Genomic DNA, 18,196 nt, shown 5'->3' on the forward strand with positions numbered 1-18,196 from the left:
CTGCCGTTTGCTGTCGCTACGCTGAACGGAACAGCTCAACAAACTTTGGGCTCACCGCCGCAGGAACGCCTCGAGTTTGGCGAACAGCGGGTTCTCCCTGTCGAACACATAGTCGAGCGAGACCACCGAGACCGTCTCGGCGCCATGCTCGCGCAGGAAGCTGGCGAGCGCATAGAGCTGGCCCGGCGGGCAGTGCAGCGTCAGCATGCCTGACGAGGTCGGCCCGCCGAACGGGGCCTCGACGCCGAACCGGCTGTGGGCTTCGCCGAGCAGCGCCGCGTCGCACTGGCGGAAGCGGGTGCGGACCTCGCGGTATTTGTTGGCCCGCGCTCTCGCGGCGATGTGGTCGAGGATGACGCGCGCGGTCTCGCGCGCCTGCGGCGACCAGTCGGCGTCCTTCGAGGCGACCAGATTGGCCTGGCTGCGCAGCATCACGCCGTCGTCGAGCACCCGCAGGCCGTTGGCGGCGAGGGTGGCGCCCGTGGTGGTGATGTCGACGATCAGCTCGGCGCTGCCTGCGGCGGGCGCGCCTTCGGTGGCGCCCGCGCTTTCGACGATGCGGTAGTCGGTGATGCCGTGCTGCGAGAAGAACGTGCGGGTCAGGTTGATGAACTTGGTCGCGACCCGCATCCGCATGTGATGCTGCTCGCGGAAGCCGGTGGTCACGTCGTCGAGGTCGGCCATGGTGCGGACGTCGATCCACGCCTGCGGCACGGCGACCACGACGTCGGCATAGCCGAAGCCGAGGCCTTCGATCAGGGATACGCGCTTGTCGGCGTCCGCGATGTTCTCGCGCACCAGGTCCTCGCCGGTGACGCCGAGATGCGCAAAGCCGCGGGCGAGCTGCGAGGCGATCTCGCTCGCCGAGAGATAGGCGACCTCGACATTGTCGAGGCCTGCGATGGTGCCGCGATAATCGCGGGCGCCGCCGGCCTTCGACAGCTTGAGGCCGGCGCGGGCGAAGAACGCTTCGGTGTTTTCCTGCAGCCGGCCCTTGGAGGGAACGGCCAGAACGAACGGCGCGCTCATGACTTAAGCTCCCACCTTGCGGCCGATCCGGCTCAGCGCCTCGATCCAGACCGAGAACCCGACAGCGGGGATCGGCTCGGCCGATCCAAGCTGGGTCATCAGCCCGTCATAGCGGCCGCCGGCGACCAGCGGCTCGGCGCCGTTGCCGCGGTGATGCAGCTCGAATTCGAAGCCGGTGTAATAGTCGAGACCGCGACCGAACGCGGTCGAGAAGCGCGTCTGCTTCACGTCGATGCCGCGCGCTGCCATGAAGCCGACCCGACTCTCGAACTGGTCGATTGCGGCAGACAGATCGAGCTTCGCGTCAAGCGTGAGCGCGCGCAGCTCGGCGATGGCATCGTCCGGATTGCCGGATATCGACAGGAAGCGCTTGAGCACGGCGATCGCCTCGCGCGGTAGCGCGCCGCCCTTCAGCGTCGATTGCTCCAGGAAGCGATCAGCGATCTCCGCCGTGGTGCGGCCGCCGACATTGGTGGTGCCGGCGATCGACATCAGATCGGTGACGAAGGCGAGTGCCGCCTTGCGGTCGGAGCCGGCCAGCGCGGCGAGCACGCCCTCATATTCACTGCGGGTCGCGGCGGCCGCGGCCGCCAGCTTCTCCAGATCCTTCTCCAGGCTGATCTTGCGGTTGAAATCCTTGACCAGGCGGCGGCGCCAGACCGGAAAAAGATTCAGTGCGTCGAGCAGCGCATTGAACAGCGCGACGTCGCCGGTGCGGATCTCGACATCGCGGACGCCAAACGCGCTCGTCGCTTCCAGCGCCAGCGCCAGCATCTCGGCATCGGCGGCGGCGCGGTCCTGGCGGCCGAACGATTCGATGCCGGCCTGAAGGAATTCGCTGGCCTGGCCGCTGCGGTAGCGGAACACCGGACCGAGATAGCTGTACCCGGCCGGCTGGCCGGCGCGGCTAGATGCGAGATAGTCGCGGGCGACCGGGATGGTGAGGTCCGGGCGCAGGCAGAGCTCCTCGCCGGAGAGGTCCGTGGTCAGGTACAGGCTCTTGCGGATGTCCTCGCCGGAGAGGTCCAGGAACGGCTCAGCCGGTTGCAGAATCGCGGGCTCGGCCCGGATGTATCCGGCCTGCGCGAACGACAACAGCAGCGTATCCGCCCAGGCGGCGGAGCCGGCAGCATTTGTGGTGGCAGTCGCGGTCATCACAGGGGTCCATCGTCCCGGCGGAACCGGGCAGAAAAGGGGGAGGCGAATTGGCGCAGCCCTTAGCATGGCCCGAAAGCGGTTTCGACCTCCAATGGATCAATCGCTTAACGGCTGGCCAATCCGCGGAATCACACGGACCGGCGGGCCCAATCGCCCAGCACCGCCTGCACCAGCGCCAGCGCCGCCACGGCGGCTGTGTCCGCCCGCATGATCCGTGGCCCGAGGGCGAGCCGCAGGATCTTGGGTTGCCGCTGCAGCAAGGCCCGCTCTTCCTCGGCAAAGCCGCCTTCGGGGCCGATCAGCACGTCGATGCCGTGGCCGGCGGCCTCCCGTGCATTTTGCAGGCTCTGAACGGGGTTTTCGACCTCCGCGGCCTCGTCGCAGAAGATCAGCAGCCGGCTGGCGCCGCGCTGGCTGAGGAAGCGTTCCAGCGGCACCGGCTCGGCAACGGTGGCGATGCTCAGGATGCCGCATTGCTCGGCCGCCTCGACGACATTGGCGCGCATCCGCTCGGTGTTGACCCGGGAGGCCTGGGTGAACCGGGTCAGCACCGGTTGCAGCGTGGCGGCCCCCCATCTCAATGGCCTTCTGGACCATGTAGTCGAGCCGGGCATGCTTGAGCGGGGCAAAGACGTAAGCGAGGTCGGCCAGCCGGTCCTGGGGCCGGATCTGCTGCAGGATCACCAGTCCATCCGGCCGCTTGCGGCCTTCGATGGCGGCCTGCCACTCGCCGTCGCGGCCATTGAAGGCCAAAACCTCCGCCCCCGCGGCCAGCCGCAGCACGTTGCCGAGATAATTGCTCTGGTCGCGGTCCAGCGCGACCCTGGCGTCCTGGGCCAGGGGAGCGTCGACGTACAGGCGGGGCGCGCGGAAATCGTGGGAGGGCATGGTTCGAAGGTCCGATTTGCCGGCGTTCTTAACTCAAAGCAGCGCTTTCGGGGGTAAATATCGCCAAATTGGTGCGTCCCGACGCCGCGCTCTTGCCCTATTCGACGGGTTGTTAAGGGTCGGCGGGAATCGTAAAAACGCGAACATGCTGGTTGCGCTTCAATTGGGAAGACGCCGAACCCCGTAAGCTCCTGCCGGAGAAACTCTCTTCATGATCCGTCATTTGATGGTTCCGATCACTGCCGCCATGGTCAGCCTGGGCGCCGCGGGCGCCTGCGCGCAAAGCGCCTTCCCGGCGCCGCTGCCGAACCAGGCTGCGAGCAGCTCGGCCTTTCCGCCCGTGAACGGCTCGGCGCCGACCGCCTCTGTCGGCGCGGCACCGCAATCCTCGTTTCCCGTGAATGGCGCTGCGCCCATCGGCGGCGCCGGCGCCTTCAGCGCCGCTCCGCCGACGCAGGCTGGTCCCGGTGAGGACTGCATGAAGGCGTTCATGCCTCTGCGCGAGGAGGCCGAGAAGCGCGGCAAGCTGATCAAGGCCGCGAGCGACCGTCACGCCCCGCCGGACGAGGCCTGCAAGCTGATCCGCAATTTCAGCCAGGCTGAAACGAAGATGATCAAGTACATCGAGGCCAACGCTGCGAAGTGCGGAATCCCGCCGCAGGTCGGCGCGCAGATGAAGGATGGCCACAAGAACACCGAGGCCATGGCGACGAAGGTCTGCAACGTTGCACAGCAGATGCAGCAACAACAGGCGCGGCCGGCCGGCCCGTCGCTGAGCGAGGTGTTGGGGTCGGGCTCGGCGCCTGAAGCCAATGCCGGCAAGAAAGGCGGCAGCACCTTCGACACGCTCAACGGCAACGTCCTCACCCGATGAGCGACACATCCGCCCGCGTTGCCGATTCCACCGGCAACTGGGTCGATACGCTCGCGCCGCATTGGGCGCGACCTTATTTGCGCCTGTCCCGCTTCGATCGTCCGATCGGCTCCTGGCTCTTGTTGATGCCGTGCTGGTGGTCGGCGGCGCTCGCGAGCGGCATGGCGCACGATGTCCGCCGCCTGCCGCTCACCATCGTGCTGTTCTTCGTCGGCGCCTTTGCGATGCGTGGGGCAGGCTGCGCCTGGAACGACATCACCGACCGCGACCTCGACGCCCGGGTCGAGCGCACCCGCTCGCGGCCGCTGCCCGCGGGCCAAATTACGGTGAAGCAGGCGCTGGCCTTTTTGGTGGCGCTAGCGCTGGTCGGCCTCCTCGTGCTGCTCCAGTTCAACCGCTTCGCCGTCGTGACCGGCATCGCCTCGCTCGTGGTCGTCGCCGTCTATCCCTTCATGAAGCGCGTCACCTGGTGGCCGCAGGTCTTCCTCGGGCTCGCGTTCTCCTGGGGCGCGCTGATGGGCTTCGCAGTCACCTTCGGACGCATCGACGTCACCGCGCTGGTGCTCTATGCCGGGTCGATCGCCTGGGTCATCGGTTATGACACGATCTATGCGCATCAAGATGCCGAGGACGACGCGCTGATCGGCGTCAAATCCACCGCGCGCCTGTTCGGTGCGCACACGCACCAGGCCTTGATCCTGTTCTACGGTCTCGCGGTGATGCTGATCGGTGTCGCGCTGGCTTCAGGCGATGTGCGCTGGCCGGCCTGGTTCGGCCTTATGGCCTTCGCCGCGCACCTCGCCTCGCAGATCGTGCGGCTGAATATCCACGATCCGGCGCTGTGCCTGCGCCTGTTCAAGTCGAACCGCGATGCGGGTCTGCTGCTGTTTGCGGGACTGCTGCTGGATGCGGTGATGCGGGCGGCTTAATTCGCAGCTCTCGTAGGGTGGGCAAAGGCGCACTTGCGCCGTGCCCACGATCTCTCAAGGATAGAAGACGTGGGCACGTTTCGCTTTGCCCACCCTACGGCACCTCAGTTCCGCGCGATGATCTCGCGTTCGCCGTGATGAACCGGCAGCTCGCGCGCGATACCGGCGCGGCGACGCATCAAGAATTTCGGGCGGCGGGCGCGGATCGCGTTGGCGCGGCGACGGCGGGCTGCGGGCTTGCGCGCACCTTCGTCGAGCTGCGGCAGCGCGAAGAGCTCGCTCCAGACGGCCCAGGCTTCGCTGAGTTCTTCGCCATCGGCGCCGACCAGCAGCGGAACGGAAAGCGAGGGATCGCGATGCACGAGGACGAGCGCCTGCGCTTCGTCATTGCCGCGCAGCGCAATGCCGACGAAGTCGCTGACGCGCACGTTGATCGCCATCTGCATGCCGTGGACGGCACGGCGCAGCACGACGCGTTCGCGATGAAGCTCGATCTGCCGGATGTATCCGTCGGCGCGCGGATCGTGCGCATCGAAGCGGACCGGAAGGGAAAGAGGGTCGAGCCGCAGGGAGCGGCTCGACCCGGCGGGAGCGACCCCGCATGTTGCTGTTTGACGCCTCACGGCTCATTCTCCCCGCCGGGATTATGTTCCCGGTCGATGCGGGGACTTTAGCGCGGCCGTTTCCGAAACCGCTTAAAAAGGCTGGTTAATCCAACCTCACCGCCGCGCATGATTGACAAGACGTTGCCCGAGAGCCGCGAATCTGAGCCTTTTGCGGGCTGAAAATGCTTGAAGTCCGCACCATTTGGGCACATCTGGTGCTCGGGGCCCTTGCCGCCCCGAAACCTCCCGCGCCCCCAACAGGATTTCGTTTGTGAACCCTTCACCAAGCTCGACGCTTTCGCCGAAAGCCAATCGCGATCTGTTCGATCAGTCCGCGCTGTCCGATCTCGCACAGCGGCTGGTGGAGGCGGCGAAGCGCGCCGGGGCGGATGCGGCCGATGCGGTCGCGGTGCGCGGCGTCTCGCAGGGCGTCGAGGTGCGCGACGGCCGCGTCGAGGAATCCGAGCGGTCCGAGGGCGACGATGTCGGCCTGCGCGTCCTGGTCGGCCAGCGCCAGGCGGTGGTCTCGACCAACGACGTCAGCGGCGATGCGGTGACCAAGCTTGCCGAGCGCGCGGTGGCGATGGCGAAGGTCGCGCCATCAGACAAATATGTCGGTCTTGCCGATCCCGCGCTGCTCGCGCGCGACTTCCCCGAGCTCGATCTGCTCGATCCCAACGTGCCCGCGACATCGGAGCTCGAGCGCCGCGCACTCGCGGCTGAAGCCGCCGCGCTCGCCGTGAAGGGCGTGACCAAATCCGGCGGTGCATCGGCGTCCGCCGGCATGGGCGGCATGGTGCTCGTCACCTCGACCGGCTTCCACGGCTCTTATTTGCGCTCCAGCCAGGGCATTTCGGCCACCGCGATATCAGGCGAAGGCACCAGCATGGAGCGCGACTACGACTTCACCTCGGCGCCGCATGCGTCCGATCTGTTGTCGCCGGAGGTCGTCGGCCGTTCCGCCGGCGAGCGCACGGTGGCGCGCTTCAATCCGCGCAAGGTCGAGACCTGCAAGGTGCCGGTCGTGTTCGATCCGCGCGTCGCGGGCTCGCTGGTCGGCCATCTCGTCGGCGCCATCAACGGCGCCTCGATCGCGCGCAAGACCAGCTTCCTCAAGGACAAGCTCGGCCAGCAGCTGTTCGCCAAGAACATCCGCATCATCGACGATCCCCTGCGCAAACGCGGCCTGCGCTCGCAGACCTTCGATGCCGAAGGCGTTGCCGTGAAGCGGACCGCGCTGGTCGACGAGGGCGTGCTGACGACCTGGCTGCTCGACTGCGCCACCGCGCGCGAGCTCGGCCTCGTCACCACCGGCCATGCCCATCGCGGCGTCTCCTCCTCGCCCTCGCCGGGACCCTACAATCTGCATCTCGAAGCCGGCACGCCGAGCCCGGCCGAGCTGATCGCCGACATCAAACAGGGGTTCTACGTCACAGACCTGATCGGCTCGGGCGTCAATGGCGTCACCGGCGATTACAGCCGCGGCGCCTCCGGGTTCTGGATCGAGAACGGCGAGATCACCTATCCCGTCAGCGAGGTGACGATCGCGGGCCACCTGTTCGAGATCTTCAAGTCGATGCAGCCGGCCAACAATCTGGAGTTCCGCTACGGCATCAATGCGCCGACGGTGCGCATCGAGGGTTTGACGCTTGGCGGACGTTGACGCGCATTCCCTCGAAACCATCCTGACGCGTGATGCGGCGCTGCTGAAAGACACGGTGCGGGAGGCGGGCAGCCTCGCGCACTCGATGTTCCGCACCGAGCTGAGGAAGTGGATCAAGGGCGCGTCCTCGCCGGTGTCGGAGGCCGACATCGCCGTCAACGATTTGCTCGAGGCGCGCCTGCGCTCGGCGACTCCAGCCTATGGCTGGCTGTCCGAGGAGAGCGCCGACGATTCGACGCGGCTGTCGCGGCGCCTGACCTGGGTGGTCGATCCCATCGACGGCACGCGCAACTATCTCAACGGCCATGACGAATGGTGCGTCAGCGTCGCGCTGGTCGAGGATGCCGCGCCGGTGCTGGCCGCGGTGTACGCGCCGGCCAGCGACGAGTTCTTCTTCGCGGCGCGCGGCCAGGGCACCACGCTCAACGGCGAGGCCGTGCAGGCGGCCGGCGGCTCCGCACTCGATTTCGCCCGCGTCGCCGGGCCGAAGCCCCTGGTCGAGCGGCTGAAGCCGTCGCTCGGCGACATCAAGCTGCATCCGCGAATCGGCTCGCTCGCGCTGCGCCTGTGCCGGGTCGCCCATGGCGCGCTGGATGCGGCTTTTGCGGGTGGCAACAGCCATGATTGGGACCTTGCGGCGGCCGATTTGATCGTGCAGGAAGCGGATGGTAGGATGAGCGATCTCTCCGGAGATCCCATCCTCTATAACCGCCGGGAAGTGGCGCACGGGGTGCTGGTGGCAGCGGGTCGCGATCGTCATGCGAGCATTGTCTCGCATTTTCGAAACCGCCCCATAGCCTAAAGCGCTTTCGTCGTGCTTGTCGAACACTGCTTTGCCGGGCAGCCCGTTAGGAACAGAACCCATGTCAGATAGTGCCCCGCAACAATTGCTGCATCTCGTCATCGGCGGCGAGCTCGTCGATCTCGAGCACAACACGTTCAAGAACCTGGACGACGTCGAGATCGTCGGCCTCTATCCGAACTACGCGACCGCACACGCTGCCTGGCGGGCCAAGGCGCAGAGCACGGTCGACAACGCCCAGATGCGCTATTTCATCGTCCACCTCCACCGGCTGCTCGACCCGAATCAAGAATCGAAGCCGGCGCGTTGAAGAAACTGCTTCGCAATACGCTGCGAAGCAGCTGGTTTCAGCGTGCCGTCGGGGTCCTGGCGGCCGAATATCTGCGCTTTGTCTGGCGGACCAACACATTCACGTTCGATCCGCCCGACGTCTATGAGATCGTCGAGCCGCAGATCCCGGCGATCTTCGCGTTCTGGCACGGCCAGCACTTCCTCACCCCGTTCATCAAGAACAAGGACTCCTACAAGGCGAGGGTCCTGATCTCGCGGCACCGCGACGGCGAGTACAACGCGATCGCCGCCGAGCGGCTCGGCATCGGCACGATCCGCGGTTCCGGCGACCATGGCGGCGCCTTCCACCGCAAGGGTGGGGTCGGCGCGTTCAAGGAAATGGTGCGGACGCTCGAGGACGGTTGTAATGTCGCGCTGACCGCCGATGTCCCCAAGCGCGCGCGCGTGGCCGGGCTCGGCATCATCATGCTGGCACGGGAATCGGGGCGGCCGATCATGCCTTTCGCGATGGCGACCAGCCGATTCATCCGGCTCAAGAACTGGGACCGCACCACCATCAATTTGCCATTCGGCCGCGGCGCATTGGTCGGCATCAAGGAAATCCACGTTCCGCCGGACGCCGACGCGGCCATGATGGAAACCCTGCGGCTCGAGCTGGAAGAGACGTTGAACGAGGCGACCCGCCGCGCCTATGCGCAGCTCGGCCGTCCGGGACCCGCAGATGGCTAGTTCGATTCCGATGACGCTGCGGATGTATCAGCGCCTGGCGAGCGGCCTGGTGCCGCTGGCGCCTGCGCTGATCAAGCGGCGGCTGAAGCAGGGCAAGGAGGATCCTGCGCGCGTCGGCGAGCGGCGGGGCCTGTCCCGGGACGTCCGACCGCACGGTCCGCTGGTCTGGATCCACGGCGCCAGCGTCGGCGAGGTCCTGGCCGCGGCTGCGCTGATCGAGCGCTTGCGCGACCTCAACCTGCGCATCCTGCTCACCTCGGGCACCGTGACCTCTGCGGCCGTGGTCGCAAAGCGCTTTCCGCCCGACGTCATCCATCAATACGTGCCCTATGATTCGCCGCGCTACGTCGCGCGCTTCCTCGACCACTGGAAGCCGTCGCTGGCGCTGTTCATCGAATCCGACCTGTGGCCGAACCTGATCCTGGCCGGCGCGGCCCGCCGGGTGCCGATGGTGCTGATCAACGGGCGGATGTCGCCGCGCTCCTTCCCGCGCTGGCGGCGGATGCACGGCACCATCTCGGCGCTGCTGTCGCGTTTCGACATTTGTCTGGCGCAGTCCAAGACCGATGCCGAGCGCTTCTCCGCGCTCGGCGGCCGCAACGTCGTCACCACAGGCAATCTCAAGCTCGACGTTGCCGCGCCGCCGGCCGATCCGGCGAGGCTGGAGCGGCTGATGGCGATGACGCGCGGGCGTCCGATCATCGTTGCGGCCTCGACCCATCCGGGCGAGGACGAGATGCTGGTCGCGGCCCATCGCAGCCTCGCCGGTTTCTTTCCGCAGCTCCTCACCGTGATCGTGCCGCGCCATCCCGATCGCGGCCCATCGATCGCGGGGCTGATCACGGCATCCGGTCTGAAGCCCGCCTTGCGCTCGCGCGAGGAGCTGCCGACCGCCGCGACCGACGTCTATGTCGCCGACACCATGGGCGAGCTCGGCCTGTTCTATCGTCTCTCGCCGATCGTCTTCATGGGCGGATCGCTGATCCGCCATGGCGGGCAGAATCCGATCGAGGCGATCAAGCTGGGGGCCGCCATCGTCCATGGCCCGCACGTCTTCAACTTCGCCGACGTCTTCGAGGCGCTCGATGCGAGCGGCGGCGCGCGTCAGGCCGACACGCAGGAAGCGCTGGTCAAGCAGCTCGGCCAGCTCCTGGCCGACCCCACCGTGCGCGACAAGATGCAGCGCGCCGGCAGCGGCGTGGTGGATCAGCTCGGCGGCGCGCTCGACCGCACCATGAGCGCGCTCGAGCCCTATCTGTTGCAGCTGCGGATCGAGATGGGGGCCGCCAATGCGTGAGCCGGCCTTCTGGTACCGGCCACGTTCCCCGAAGTTGCATCTCCTCAGCCCGTTGGGCGCGCTCTACGGCGCCATCACCGCACGCCGGATGGCGCGCAAGGGCTTTGACGCCGGCATTCCCGTGATCTGCGTCGGCAATTATCATGTCGGCGGCGCCGGCAAGACGCCGACCGTTCTGGCGCTGACGAAGCTGCTGCGCGAGCTCGGCGAAACGCCGGTGGTGCTCAGCCGCGGCTATGGTGGACGGCTCCACGGTCCCGTGATGGTCGATCGCGCGCGCCACACCGCCACTGAGGTCGGCGACGAGCCGCTGATGATGGTGCGCGACGTTCCCGTCGCGGTCGCGCGCGACCGCGTCGACGGTGTCGCGCTGGCGAAGTCGCAAGGCGCCACCGTGATCCTGATGGATGACGGCTTCCAGAACCCACAGCTGATGAAGGATGTCTCGCTGATCGTGATCGACAGCGAGCGCGGCCTCGGCAACGGCAAGGTGTTCCCGGCCGGCCCCCTGCGTGCGCCGCTCAAGGCGCAGCTCGCGCGCACCGATGCGCTGGTGCTGATCGGCGATGGCCATGCCGCGGACGATGTCGCCGCCGAGCTCGACAGGCGCGGCAAGCCCAGGCTGCGCGCGCGCCTGACGCCGGATGCGGCCTCGGTCGCGCAGCTGTCCGGCAAGTCCGTTCTCGCCTTCGCCGGCATCGGCGATCCCGAGCGCTTCTTCCGCAGCCTGCGCGCCTGCGGCATCGATGTCGCGCGCACGCGCCCCTTTGCCGATCACCACAGGTTCTCACATGACGAGCTCGTCCTGCTTGCGGCGGACGCCCGGCGCGAGCAGCTCACGCTGGTGACGACGGAAAAGGATCTCGCGCGCCTGCGCGGCCGCGACGATGTGCCAGGCGGCATCGTGCCGTTCGCCGTGCAGCTCGCCTTCGATGATCCGGCAAGGCTGCGGCAGCTGATCAGCGATCACCTCTACAAGGCGCGCGAGCGGCTGTTTTCCAGGCGATGATTCCGCGGATCGCGGCTCAGCACTCGGTCGTGCTTACCACGCCCCTACGGCGATCATTCCGATAATGGTCAGGCACGAGGCGCAGGCCACCATGAAGGTATAGCATTCAGGTGTATTCATCGCTTCCTCCCAAACTGCAGCCAATTGCTTGGCCATTGCTACGCGGGAGAGATCGCCGGTCTTCGAGCCGCTTCAATGCGGCCCGTTGCGGCCGGTCCTGTGGTGCGCCGTCATCTCATTCTCGTCACCCTGATCCGCCGGATGACAATCAGCATCGAGAGCCTCGAAGCGTTCTGTTGCGATCAGAAGCTGTTTGCGCATTTCAGCGAGACGGGCGCGGCAATATTCACGATAGAGCAGGTCCAATATGGTGGGCATGATCACCCTCATCGGTCCATATTCGATTGACTGATGTTCCACCTGCAAATTTTCGAGGTGATCGTAGCCCGTCAGATTGGCTCTTCGTTATGAGCCCGTTCACAGACTGAGCCAATTCCAATGCTCAACGGCTTTTGGTTGACTTGATTGTCTGCGCGATAAAAACAGCAGGGCCAATTACCTAACACGCATGATAGCAGCACTGTGTTTCACCAAGACTTCGTCAAACAACTTAAGCGCGCCGAATTGCAACAAAGAATCCAACCACAGCGCGAAATGACTCACCATTGAGTGCACGCGCTGCTCGATGCAACGAGACCGGTGCGACGAAGATCATTTTCGGCTGTGAGACTGGCAGGGGCCCGCGCGAACGCTGTCGGGATGCTGGTACTTTCATCGCCAGCCTCGCTGCATCGCCCGGTCATCCCGCAGCAGCCTGCCATTCAGGCGACATTCATCGCAAGGCGCCTATCGATGTCGGACGATCAGGAGAATTCGATGAGATTGCCCTCCGCAGCCTTCGCCGCCAGCCTTGTGTGTCTGATCATTGCGCCGGTGTTGGCGCAAGCGCCGGCGCCAAGTCCGACCGCCACGGTGCCGGTTCCCGCGACCAAGCGCGTGACCTGTCTTGCCACCACGCAAAATCTGAAGGGGCAGGACAAGCGCGACCAGATGCAGCTCTGCATGGCGCAGGCGCGGCTCGATTGCCTGAAGCAGGCGATCGATCAGAAGATCGTCGGCGAAGCGCGCAAGAGTGCGATCAAGACTTGCGTGGGCGGGGATGGTCCCGAGCAGCAATAACCGAACGATGCCACGATCTCGATCTCGTAGGGTGGGCAAAGCAACGCGTGCCCACCATGTTCGTTGCCATCGCGGAGTGATGGTAGGCACGGCGCGTTGCGCCTTTGCCCACCCTACGAGAGCCGAAGGATCACGGCTGCTTCAGCGCGCCCGGAAAGTGCCGCTGCAGCACCGCCGCGGGCGTGGCGTAGGCTTCCTGCAAATCGACGCTCCAGTATTTCAGCTCGTCGAGCGGGATGCGCGTGTCGGTGATGGCACAGCGCACGAAGGTCCCCGGCGAGATCACGCGGAAATCGCCGTCGAGATACTGCACCTGCGCTTCGCCATGGCCCGAGGGGCCGAACTTGTTCAGCACGGTCGAAAGTCTCCGTGGAAGGGCCGCTCCGTAGAAAACCCGGGAGGGCACGTGTGTTGGACGGGATGTAGCATAGATAGGGCGGCCTGTCCGCCCGTTAAACCCACCGGTTTGTGATGTTTTGCCGCCGTTTCCGCGTGATAGTGCTGGGCCGAAGCATTTGGACGCAGACGCCGATGCGCCTTCGACTGACCGCCCTGTTCCTGATGCTGCTGATGCCGGCCGCGCATGCGTCGCCGGCGCCGCAGCAGGTCGATATTCCGCTGTCCTCGGGCGTGCTGCATGCGCAGCTCTACAAGCCCGAAGGCGAGGGGCCGTTTCCGACCGTGATCGCGCTGCATGGCTGCGGCGGCCTCGGCAACCATTCCGAACCGGTGCTGCCGCGCTATCGTGACTGGGCCGAGCGCCTGCTCAAGGCGGGCAATGCCGTGCTGCTGCCCGACAGCTACGGCTCGCGCGAGCTCGGTCCGCAATGCCGCGTCAAGGACATGCACGTCAAGGCGCGGCGCGAGCGCGTAGCCGACATCGCGGCCTCACGCGCCTGGCTGATGAAGCAGACCTGGGTGGCGCGCAGCCGCGTCAGCCTGATCGGTTGGGCCAACGGCGCCAGCGCGCTGCTCTGGGCGGTGCGGCCGCAGGGCGGGGCGCGCGACGCGAGCCCGGACTTCCGCGCCGCCATCGCGTTCTATCCCGATTGCCGGATTTCCGCCGGCTTGGGCTGGAGCACGCGGGTGCCGACCCTGGTGCTGATCGGCGGCAATGACGATGTTTCCTCGCCGCCGGCCTGCCGCCAGATGGTGGATGGCGCGCACGGCCGCAGCGCGCTCGCGCGCATCGTGGTCTATCCCGGCGCCTACCACGATTTCGACCGCGCCAACACGCCGCTGCACGCAGCCGCTGCGAGCGGCGACGCCGCCGCACCCGAGCACGGCCATCTCGGCACGGATGCGATAGCGCGCGCGGAGTCGCAGAAGGAAGTCGCGGAGTGGCTGGCGCGCTAAGCGGGGCCGCCCGAGGAACAAGGTGAGGCGGACAGTCCCGCATCGACCACCGCCCTGCACGGAGCCTGATGGCCGACCGGGAATCTACGGATCGCGTGCAGTGCCGGTTTCAATGCGCGACGGCGCCATCTTTCGACCACGATGTCGATTAAACGCAATCCTCATGCGCAACCGCATCACGCTCTTCGCCTCCGCCCTGATCGTCTTCACCGTCGCCGTCTTCCTGTTCGAAGCCCACGCCGGCGCACCCATGCACGCGCCGGAACATTGCGGCTTCTGGACCACGATCGACGCGGGATTGTCCTGCCGGTAGGCGAGACGGTGCGCGCAGCTCGCTTGGCACGCTCGCGCCTCACACACAGGGTCATCGCCCGCGCAGGCGGGCGATCCAGTACTCCGAGACCCCTGTGATTCACCGAGAAGCCTCGGCGTACTGGATTTCCCGCTGAGAGCCTGTCATCGGGCTCGCCGAAGGCGAGACCCGGGGGCGGAGAATGACAGCGAGGGCGTGCCAGCACCTTCACTTCTCAGAACAAGCTGCCCTGATCCACCGGCTTGCCGACGCGCTTCGGCGCGGGCTTTGTGTCCGTAGCCGGCTTCGGCTGCGGCGCGCGCTTTGCCGCCGGCACAGCGCGATCCGCATCCGTGGTCGCACTGAGACGGCCGTCGGCGAATTCGATCTCGACACGAGCGCCGGGACCGATCGAGTCCGCCGCATGCACGGGATGTCCCGCTTCATCGCGCACCAAGGCAAAGCCGCGCGCGAGCACGCTGCGATAGGACAGCGCCGAAAGCAGCTTGCCGCTGTTCTCGACGCGGGTATCGAGCCGGTGCAGCAGCGTTGCCAGCGCGCGCTGTGCGCGCTCGGCCAGCCGATGCGTGCGCTCGCGCTGGCGCGCAATGGCGTTGCGCTGCGCCTGCGCATTCGACAGCTTTGAGGCGCGCAGGCGCACCTCCAGCCCGGCAAAGCGGTCGCGCCGCTGCCGCAGCAGCGAGCGTGCGGACAGGCCAAGCCGCTCGCCGCATACGGTGAGGCGGTGATCGGCCTGCGAGATCTGGCCGTGCAGCACCCGCAGCGTCAGTTTTGCGCTGGCTGCGGTGAATCTGCGGAAATGCGCATGCGTGTTGGCCTTGAGGCAGCGGGGCAGGGACGCGCCCGCCGAATCCAGCCGCTGCCGCGGGATTGCCAGCAGATCGCCTGCCGCCGGCAGCGCGCGCGCGGCGGCGCGCAATTCGCTGCGGCGGCTCTCCTGGGCGCGCTGCCAATAGGCGCGGGTGCGGCGTGCGAGATCGGCGACCTCGACGAACAATTCGCTGCGCACCGGCACGGCCATCTCGGCCGCCGCCGTCGGCGTCGGCGCGCGCTTGTCGGCGACGAAATCGATCAGCGTGATGTCGGTCTCGTGGCCCACGGCCGAGATCAGCGGGATCATGCTCTCGGCCGCCGCGCGCACCACGATCTCCTCGTTGAACGACCAGAGATCCTCCAGCGAGCCGCCGCCGCGCGCGACGATCAGCACGTCGGGCCGCGGAATCCTGCCGCCCGGGGCAATCGCGTTGAAGCCGCGGATCGCGGCCGCGACCTGCTCGGCCGAGCCTTCGCCCTGCACCTTGACCGGCCACACCAGCACGCGGCGGGGGAAGCGGTCTTCGAGCCGATGCAGGATGTCGCGGATGACGGCGCCGGTCGGCGAGGTCACGACGCCGATCACCTCGGGCAGCCAGGGCAAGAGCTGTTTGCGCGATTCGTCGAACAGGCCCTCGGCGGCGAGCTTCTTCTTGCGCTCCTCCATCAGCGCCATCAGCGCGCCGATGCCGGCCGGCTCCAGCGCCTCGATCACGATCTGGTACTTCGAGGAGCCCGGATAGGTCGTGAGCTTGCCTGTGGCGATGACCTCGAGCCCCTCTTGGGGCTTGAAGCGCATGCGGCTGTGCACGCCCTTCCAGATCACCGCCTCGATCTTGGCGCTCTCGTCCTTGAGCGCGAAATAGCAGTGCCCGGAGGAGTGCGCGCCGCGGAACCCGGAGATCTCACCGCGGACCCGGACATGGCCGTAGGTGTCCTCCACCGTCCGCTTCAGGGACTGCGAGAGCTCGGAGACAGTGAATTCGGGCGCGTTGTGAAGTTGTTCCGCAGGCGGCATCTAGCAATCGATTCGGCATTTTGGGGTCAGACCCGACGTTAAGGATTTTCGCCCCGCAGTGCCAATCCCTAAGTTGATTTGAAGAGAGTACTCTGTAATACAGAGTTATCTGGGTAACTCAACGGCATTGCTCGTGGCACCTTGCTGCAAGCGCAGCGGCCTCTGGATGCGGCGGAGCTAGCGCCATGGCCAAGTTCGACGACATCATCCACCAGCCGCTGCGACTGAAGATCATGGCGGCGCTGAACGCCCTGCCTGCGGGGGTCGGACTGGAGTTCGCGCGCCTGAAGAAACTCACCGGCGCCACCGACGGCAATCTTGGTGCCCATATCGAGACGTTGGCGAAGGCGGGCTACGTGTCGGTGGAGAAGGCGTTCGTCGGGAAGAAGCCGCAGACGACGGTGACTGCCACGGCGGCGGGGCGTGGCGCGTTTGCGCGGCACGTGGCGACATTGCAGGAGATGATTGCGGGGAAGCAGGTTTAGGCCTTTTCGGTCATCCGGGCGCGCCTCTCTCGATCGTCATTCCGGGGCGTCGCGAAGCGGCGAGCCCGGAATCCATTTCGCCACCAACGCCGCCGCCGCAGATGCCGCTCGGGTCAGTGAGCTCGACGGACGCTTCGTGGAAACAAGAGTGGTGGGTTTCGCAAGGGCTCAACCCACCCCACGAGCTGATTTGCCTCGTGGTCGTCACAGCTGAGGCCGTACCGCCGCGGGATCAGCACATCCGGGAGCAGTTGAAAGCCGACAACGTTTGGTAGCCTATCCGGGATGAATCTGCTACCTGAGGTTTTTAGCCGAGACTATGTCTCGGCTTTTTTATTGCCCGGGGGTAGGCATGGCTGAGGACGAGGTCGTAAAGGCAATTTCTACACTGATGGACGCACTGACGCCTCTCGATAAGGAGGCCCGAGAGCACGCGCTGGATTTCGTTATGAAGCGTCTTGGTATATCGCTTGCCGCGGCAGCGGCTCCAATGCAGCATCCCGGTTCGCCGAGCCCGCCCACGCTCATAACCCCAGCCACGCCGCCCATCTCAGATCAACCGGGGCAGGACATCAGGTCGTTCGCGGCTCTCAAGTCGCCAAAGACGATGAACGAGAAGGTGGCGGTGATGGCCTATTATCTTGCGCAGCTTGCGCCCCCGGCAGAGCGGCGTGATTACATTACGCCGGAGGACATCAAGCCCTATTTCATCCAGGCTGATTTCGAGCTGCCGACGGCCACCGGGAGTATGACGCTCACTAACGCTAAGAACGCGGGCTACCTCAACGCTCTAGAACGCGGCCAATATAGGCTTAACTCGGTCGGGCATAACCTCGTGGCCCATAAGCTGCCAAACAAGGACGCTGGCGCGAAAGCGACACGCCGGCCGGTCAAGAAGCCAGTAAAGAAAGGCAAGCGATGAGCGACACCGTCGATGATTGGCGGGCGCTCATATCAGAAGCTTCAAAGGTCCAAAAGAAGATCAATCGCGTCCCCAACGCTAGGGTTAAGTCAATTCCGCTGCGGGACGAAGCTCGCGGCCTGGGACGGTCGTTCTTTCAGAACTTGCAGCTCGGGCTTATCGGCGCTGGGCTCGAAGAAGAAGCTCAGCTTTTGTCAGATGAGTTCGAAACCCTGATTCGGCTCGCCGAGGCCGAGAGTGCGAAATCGAAGTACGCAGCCGCGTTCCGCGTGCTTCGGGAGATTTCCCCTGATGTGGTCGCCAAATTGGAAAGGGATCGCAGGCGATCGGTCAAGGTGGAGGTCGGCATCACCAACGAGGACCAGCGCATCATCGAGACCTTGGAGGGACTCGTACCGTCTGCCGCGCTCTCATTCCGGCAGGCAATCGCCGACTTAGCCGACGACAATCGGGTCTCGTTTCGCGGTCCCGCGCTAGAACTACGCGAGGCGTTCCGAGAAACATTGGATCATCTTGCCCCTGACGCCGATGTCGAGGCGTCTGATGGGTATAAGCGCGAGCCAGACAGAAAAGGCCCGACGATGAAGCAAAAGGTTCGCTTCATCCGCAAGGCAAGGGGCGAGAGCAAATCGTCAGGGGTGGTGCCGGAGCAGACGGCCTTGACGATTGATGAACTGGTAGGGAGCCTCTTTCGCGCGGTGTACGACCGATCCTCTGTCGCGGCTCATGTTGGAACGGAACGCAAGGCTGTTCTCCAAATCAAAAGGTACATCGTCGCCATCCTCCACGAAATTCTGGAGATTTAAGTCCAGTGACGTTCCGTCGCATAACGTCCG

The 18,196-nt window shown here is 65.8% G+C and carries 20 protein-coding genes and 1 pseudogene; 14 read left to right on the forward strand and 7 right to left on the reverse strand.

What is annotated here, in order from left to right:
* Nucleotides 1-51: 51 nt before the first annotated feature.
* The 3 genes and pseudogenes from hisG to ACVWY3_RS35125 all read right to left on the reverse strand — a co-directional run bounded on the left by hisG (nucleotide 52) and on the right by ACVWY3_RS35125 (nucleotide 3,075).
* Nucleotides 52-1,029 (reverse strand): ATP phosphoribosyltransferase, encoded by a 978-nt coding sequence (hisG, locus tag ACVWY3_RS35115; protein ID WP_456842537.1) that lies wholly within the window; start codon nucleotides 1,027-1,029, stop codon nucleotides 52-54.
* A gap of 3 nt (nucleotides 1,030-1,032) precedes the next feature.
* Nucleotides 1,033-2,184 (reverse strand): ATP phosphoribosyltransferase regulatory subunit, encoded by a 1,152-nt coding sequence (locus ACVWY3_RS35120; RefSeq protein ID WP_456842538.1) that lies wholly within the window; start codon nucleotides 2,182-2,184, stop codon nucleotides 1,033-1,035.
* Between the two features lie 131 nt (nucleotides 2,185-2,315).
* Nucleotides 2,316-3,075: pseudogene (locus tag ACVWY3_RS35125) on the reverse strand (16S rRNA (uracil(1498)-N(3))-methyltransferase).
* Nucleotides 3,076-3,286: 211 nt separating this feature from the next.
* Here ACVWY3_RS35125 and ACVWY3_RS35130 point away from each other — a divergent pair.
* Both ACVWY3_RS35130 and ubiA read left to right on the forward strand, forming a co-directional pair.
* Nucleotides 3,287-3,949 (forward strand): hypothetical protein, encoded by a 663-nt coding sequence (locus ACVWY3_RS35130; RefSeq protein WP_456842539.1) that lies wholly within the window; start codon nucleotides 3,287-3,289, stop codon nucleotides 3,947-3,949.
* Nucleotides 3,946-4,878: a 4-hydroxybenzoate octaprenyltransferase gene (ubiA, locus tag ACVWY3_RS35135; RefSeq protein WP_456842540.1), complete on the forward strand. Its 933-nt coding sequence runs from the start codon at nucleotides 3,946-3,948 to the stop codon at nucleotides 4,876-4,878. The genes ACVWY3_RS35130 and ubiA overlap by 4 nt, the downstream gene beginning before the upstream one ends.
* 104 nt (nucleotides 4,879-4,982) lie before the next feature.
* Here the strand turns inward: ubiA and ACVWY3_RS35140 are convergent, their stop codons facing one another.
* Nucleotides 4,983-5,501, reverse strand: coding sequence for a DUF6101 family protein (locus tag ACVWY3_RS35140; protein ID WP_456842541.1), 519 nt, complete (start codon nucleotides 5,499-5,501; stop codon nucleotides 4,983-4,985).
* 253 nt (nucleotides 5,502-5,754) lie between these two features.
* On the opposite strand from ACVWY3_RS35140, the gene ACVWY3_RS35145 reads away from it, so the two are divergent.
* From ACVWY3_RS35145 to lpxK, 6 genes are all read left to right on the forward strand, one after another.
* On the forward strand, nucleotides 5,755-7,146 hold the full coding sequence (locus tag ACVWY3_RS35145) for a TldD/PmbA family protein (RefSeq protein ID WP_456842542.1): 1,392 nt from the start codon (nucleotides 5,755-5,757) through the stop codon (nucleotides 7,144-7,146).
* Nucleotides 7,133-7,948, forward strand: a complete 816-nt coding sequence (locus ACVWY3_RS35150) for a 3'(2'),5'-bisphosphate nucleotidase CysQ (RefSeq protein WP_456842543.1) — start codon at nucleotides 7,133-7,135, stop codon at nucleotides 7,946-7,948. Before ACVWY3_RS35145 ends, ACVWY3_RS35150 begins: the two co-directional genes overlap by 14 nt.
* Before the next feature lie 61 nt (nucleotides 7,949-8,009).
* Entirely contained in the window at nucleotides 8,010-8,258 is a 249-nt protein-coding gene (locus ACVWY3_RS35155) for a DUF4170 domain-containing protein (RefSeq protein WP_027551945.1), read from the forward strand.
* Complete coding sequence (locus ACVWY3_RS35160; RefSeq protein WP_456842544.1) at nucleotides 8,255-8,968, forward strand: lysophospholipid acyltransferase family protein; 714 nt, start codon at nucleotides 8,255-8,257, stop codon at nucleotides 8,966-8,968. The genes ACVWY3_RS35155 and ACVWY3_RS35160 overlap by 4 nt, the downstream gene beginning before the upstream one ends.
* The gene (locus tag ACVWY3_RS35165; protein ID WP_456842545.1) at nucleotides 8,931-10,265 is read left to right on the forward strand and encodes a 3-deoxy-D-manno-octulosonic acid transferase; all 1,335 of its coding nucleotides are present in this window, start codon (nucleotides 8,931-8,933) and stop codon (nucleotides 10,263-10,265) included. Before ACVWY3_RS35160 ends, ACVWY3_RS35165 begins: the two co-directional genes overlap by 38 nt.
* Nucleotides 10,258-11,274, forward strand: a complete 1,017-nt coding sequence (lpxK, locus tag ACVWY3_RS35170; RefSeq protein ID WP_456842546.1) for a tetraacyldisaccharide 4'-kinase — start codon at nucleotides 10,258-10,260, stop codon at nucleotides 11,272-11,274. Before ACVWY3_RS35165 ends, lpxK begins: the two co-directional genes overlap by 8 nt.
* A 192-nt stretch (nucleotides 11,275-11,466) precedes the next feature.
* Here the strand turns inward: lpxK and ACVWY3_RS35175 are convergent, their stop codons facing one another.
* Nucleotides 11,467-11,652: a hypothetical protein gene (locus tag ACVWY3_RS35175; RefSeq protein ID WP_456842547.1), complete on the reverse strand. Its 186-nt coding sequence runs from the start codon at nucleotides 11,650-11,652 to the stop codon at nucleotides 11,467-11,469.
* 498 nt (nucleotides 11,653-12,150) lie between these two features.
* Between ACVWY3_RS35175 and ACVWY3_RS35180 the strand changes: the two genes are divergently transcribed.
* Complete coding sequence (locus ACVWY3_RS35180; protein WP_456842548.1) at nucleotides 12,151-12,453, forward strand: hypothetical protein; 303 nt, start codon at nucleotides 12,151-12,153, stop codon at nucleotides 12,451-12,453.
* A gap of 130 nt (nucleotides 12,454-12,583) precedes the next feature.
* On the opposite strand, the gene ACVWY3_RS35185 is transcribed toward ACVWY3_RS35180, so the two are convergent.
* Nucleotides 12,584-12,808, reverse strand: coding sequence for a DUF2093 domain-containing protein (locus ACVWY3_RS35185; RefSeq protein ID WP_027563082.1), 225 nt, complete (start codon nucleotides 12,806-12,808; stop codon nucleotides 12,584-12,586).
* A 176-nt stretch (nucleotides 12,809-12,984) separates the two neighbouring features.
* On the opposite strand from ACVWY3_RS35185, the gene ACVWY3_RS35190 reads away from it, so the two are divergent.
* Nucleotides 12,985-13,809 (forward strand): dienelactone hydrolase family protein, encoded by an 825-nt coding sequence (locus ACVWY3_RS35190; protein WP_456842549.1) that lies wholly within the window; start codon nucleotides 12,985-12,987, stop codon nucleotides 13,807-13,809.
* A gap of 163 nt (nucleotides 13,810-13,972) precedes the next feature.
* On the forward strand, nucleotides 13,973-14,122 hold the full coding sequence (locus ACVWY3_RS35195; protein WP_456842550.1) for a hypothetical protein: 150 nt from the start codon (nucleotides 13,973-13,975) through the stop codon (nucleotides 14,120-14,122).
* 214 nt (nucleotides 14,123-14,336) lie between these two features.
* Here ACVWY3_RS35195 and xseA read toward each other — a convergent pair whose 3' ends face one another.
* Nucleotides 14,337-15,953 (reverse strand): exodeoxyribonuclease VII large subunit, encoded by a 1,617-nt coding sequence (gene xseA / locus ACVWY3_RS35200; protein WP_456842551.1) that lies wholly within the window; start codon nucleotides 15,951-15,953, stop codon nucleotides 14,337-14,339.
* 185 nt (nucleotides 15,954-16,138) lie between these two features.
* Between xseA and ACVWY3_RS35205 the strand changes: the two genes are divergently transcribed.
* The 3 genes from ACVWY3_RS35205 to ACVWY3_RS35215 all read left to right on the forward strand — a co-directional run bounded on the left by ACVWY3_RS35205 (nucleotide 16,139) and on the right by ACVWY3_RS35215 (nucleotide 18,166).
* A complete protein-coding gene (locus ACVWY3_RS35205; RefSeq protein WP_456842552.1) occupies nucleotides 16,139-16,438 on the forward strand; it encodes a winged helix-turn-helix domain-containing protein in 300 nt (99 codons plus the stop codon).
* Nucleotides 16,439-16,790: 352 nt separating this feature from the next.
* Nucleotides 16,791-17,360: a hypothetical protein gene (locus tag ACVWY3_RS35210; protein WP_456842553.1), complete on the forward strand. Its 570-nt coding sequence runs from the start codon at nucleotides 16,791-16,793 to the stop codon at nucleotides 17,358-17,360.
* Entirely contained in the window at nucleotides 17,357-18,166 is an 810-nt protein-coding gene (locus ACVWY3_RS35215; RefSeq protein WP_456842554.1) for a pPIWI-associating nuclease domain-containing protein, read from the forward strand. Before ACVWY3_RS35210 ends, ACVWY3_RS35215 begins: the two co-directional genes overlap by 4 nt.
* Nucleotides 18,167-18,196 lie beyond the last annotated feature (30 nt).

The organism is Bradyrhizobium sp. USDA 4486 (genome assembly GCF_054057995.1).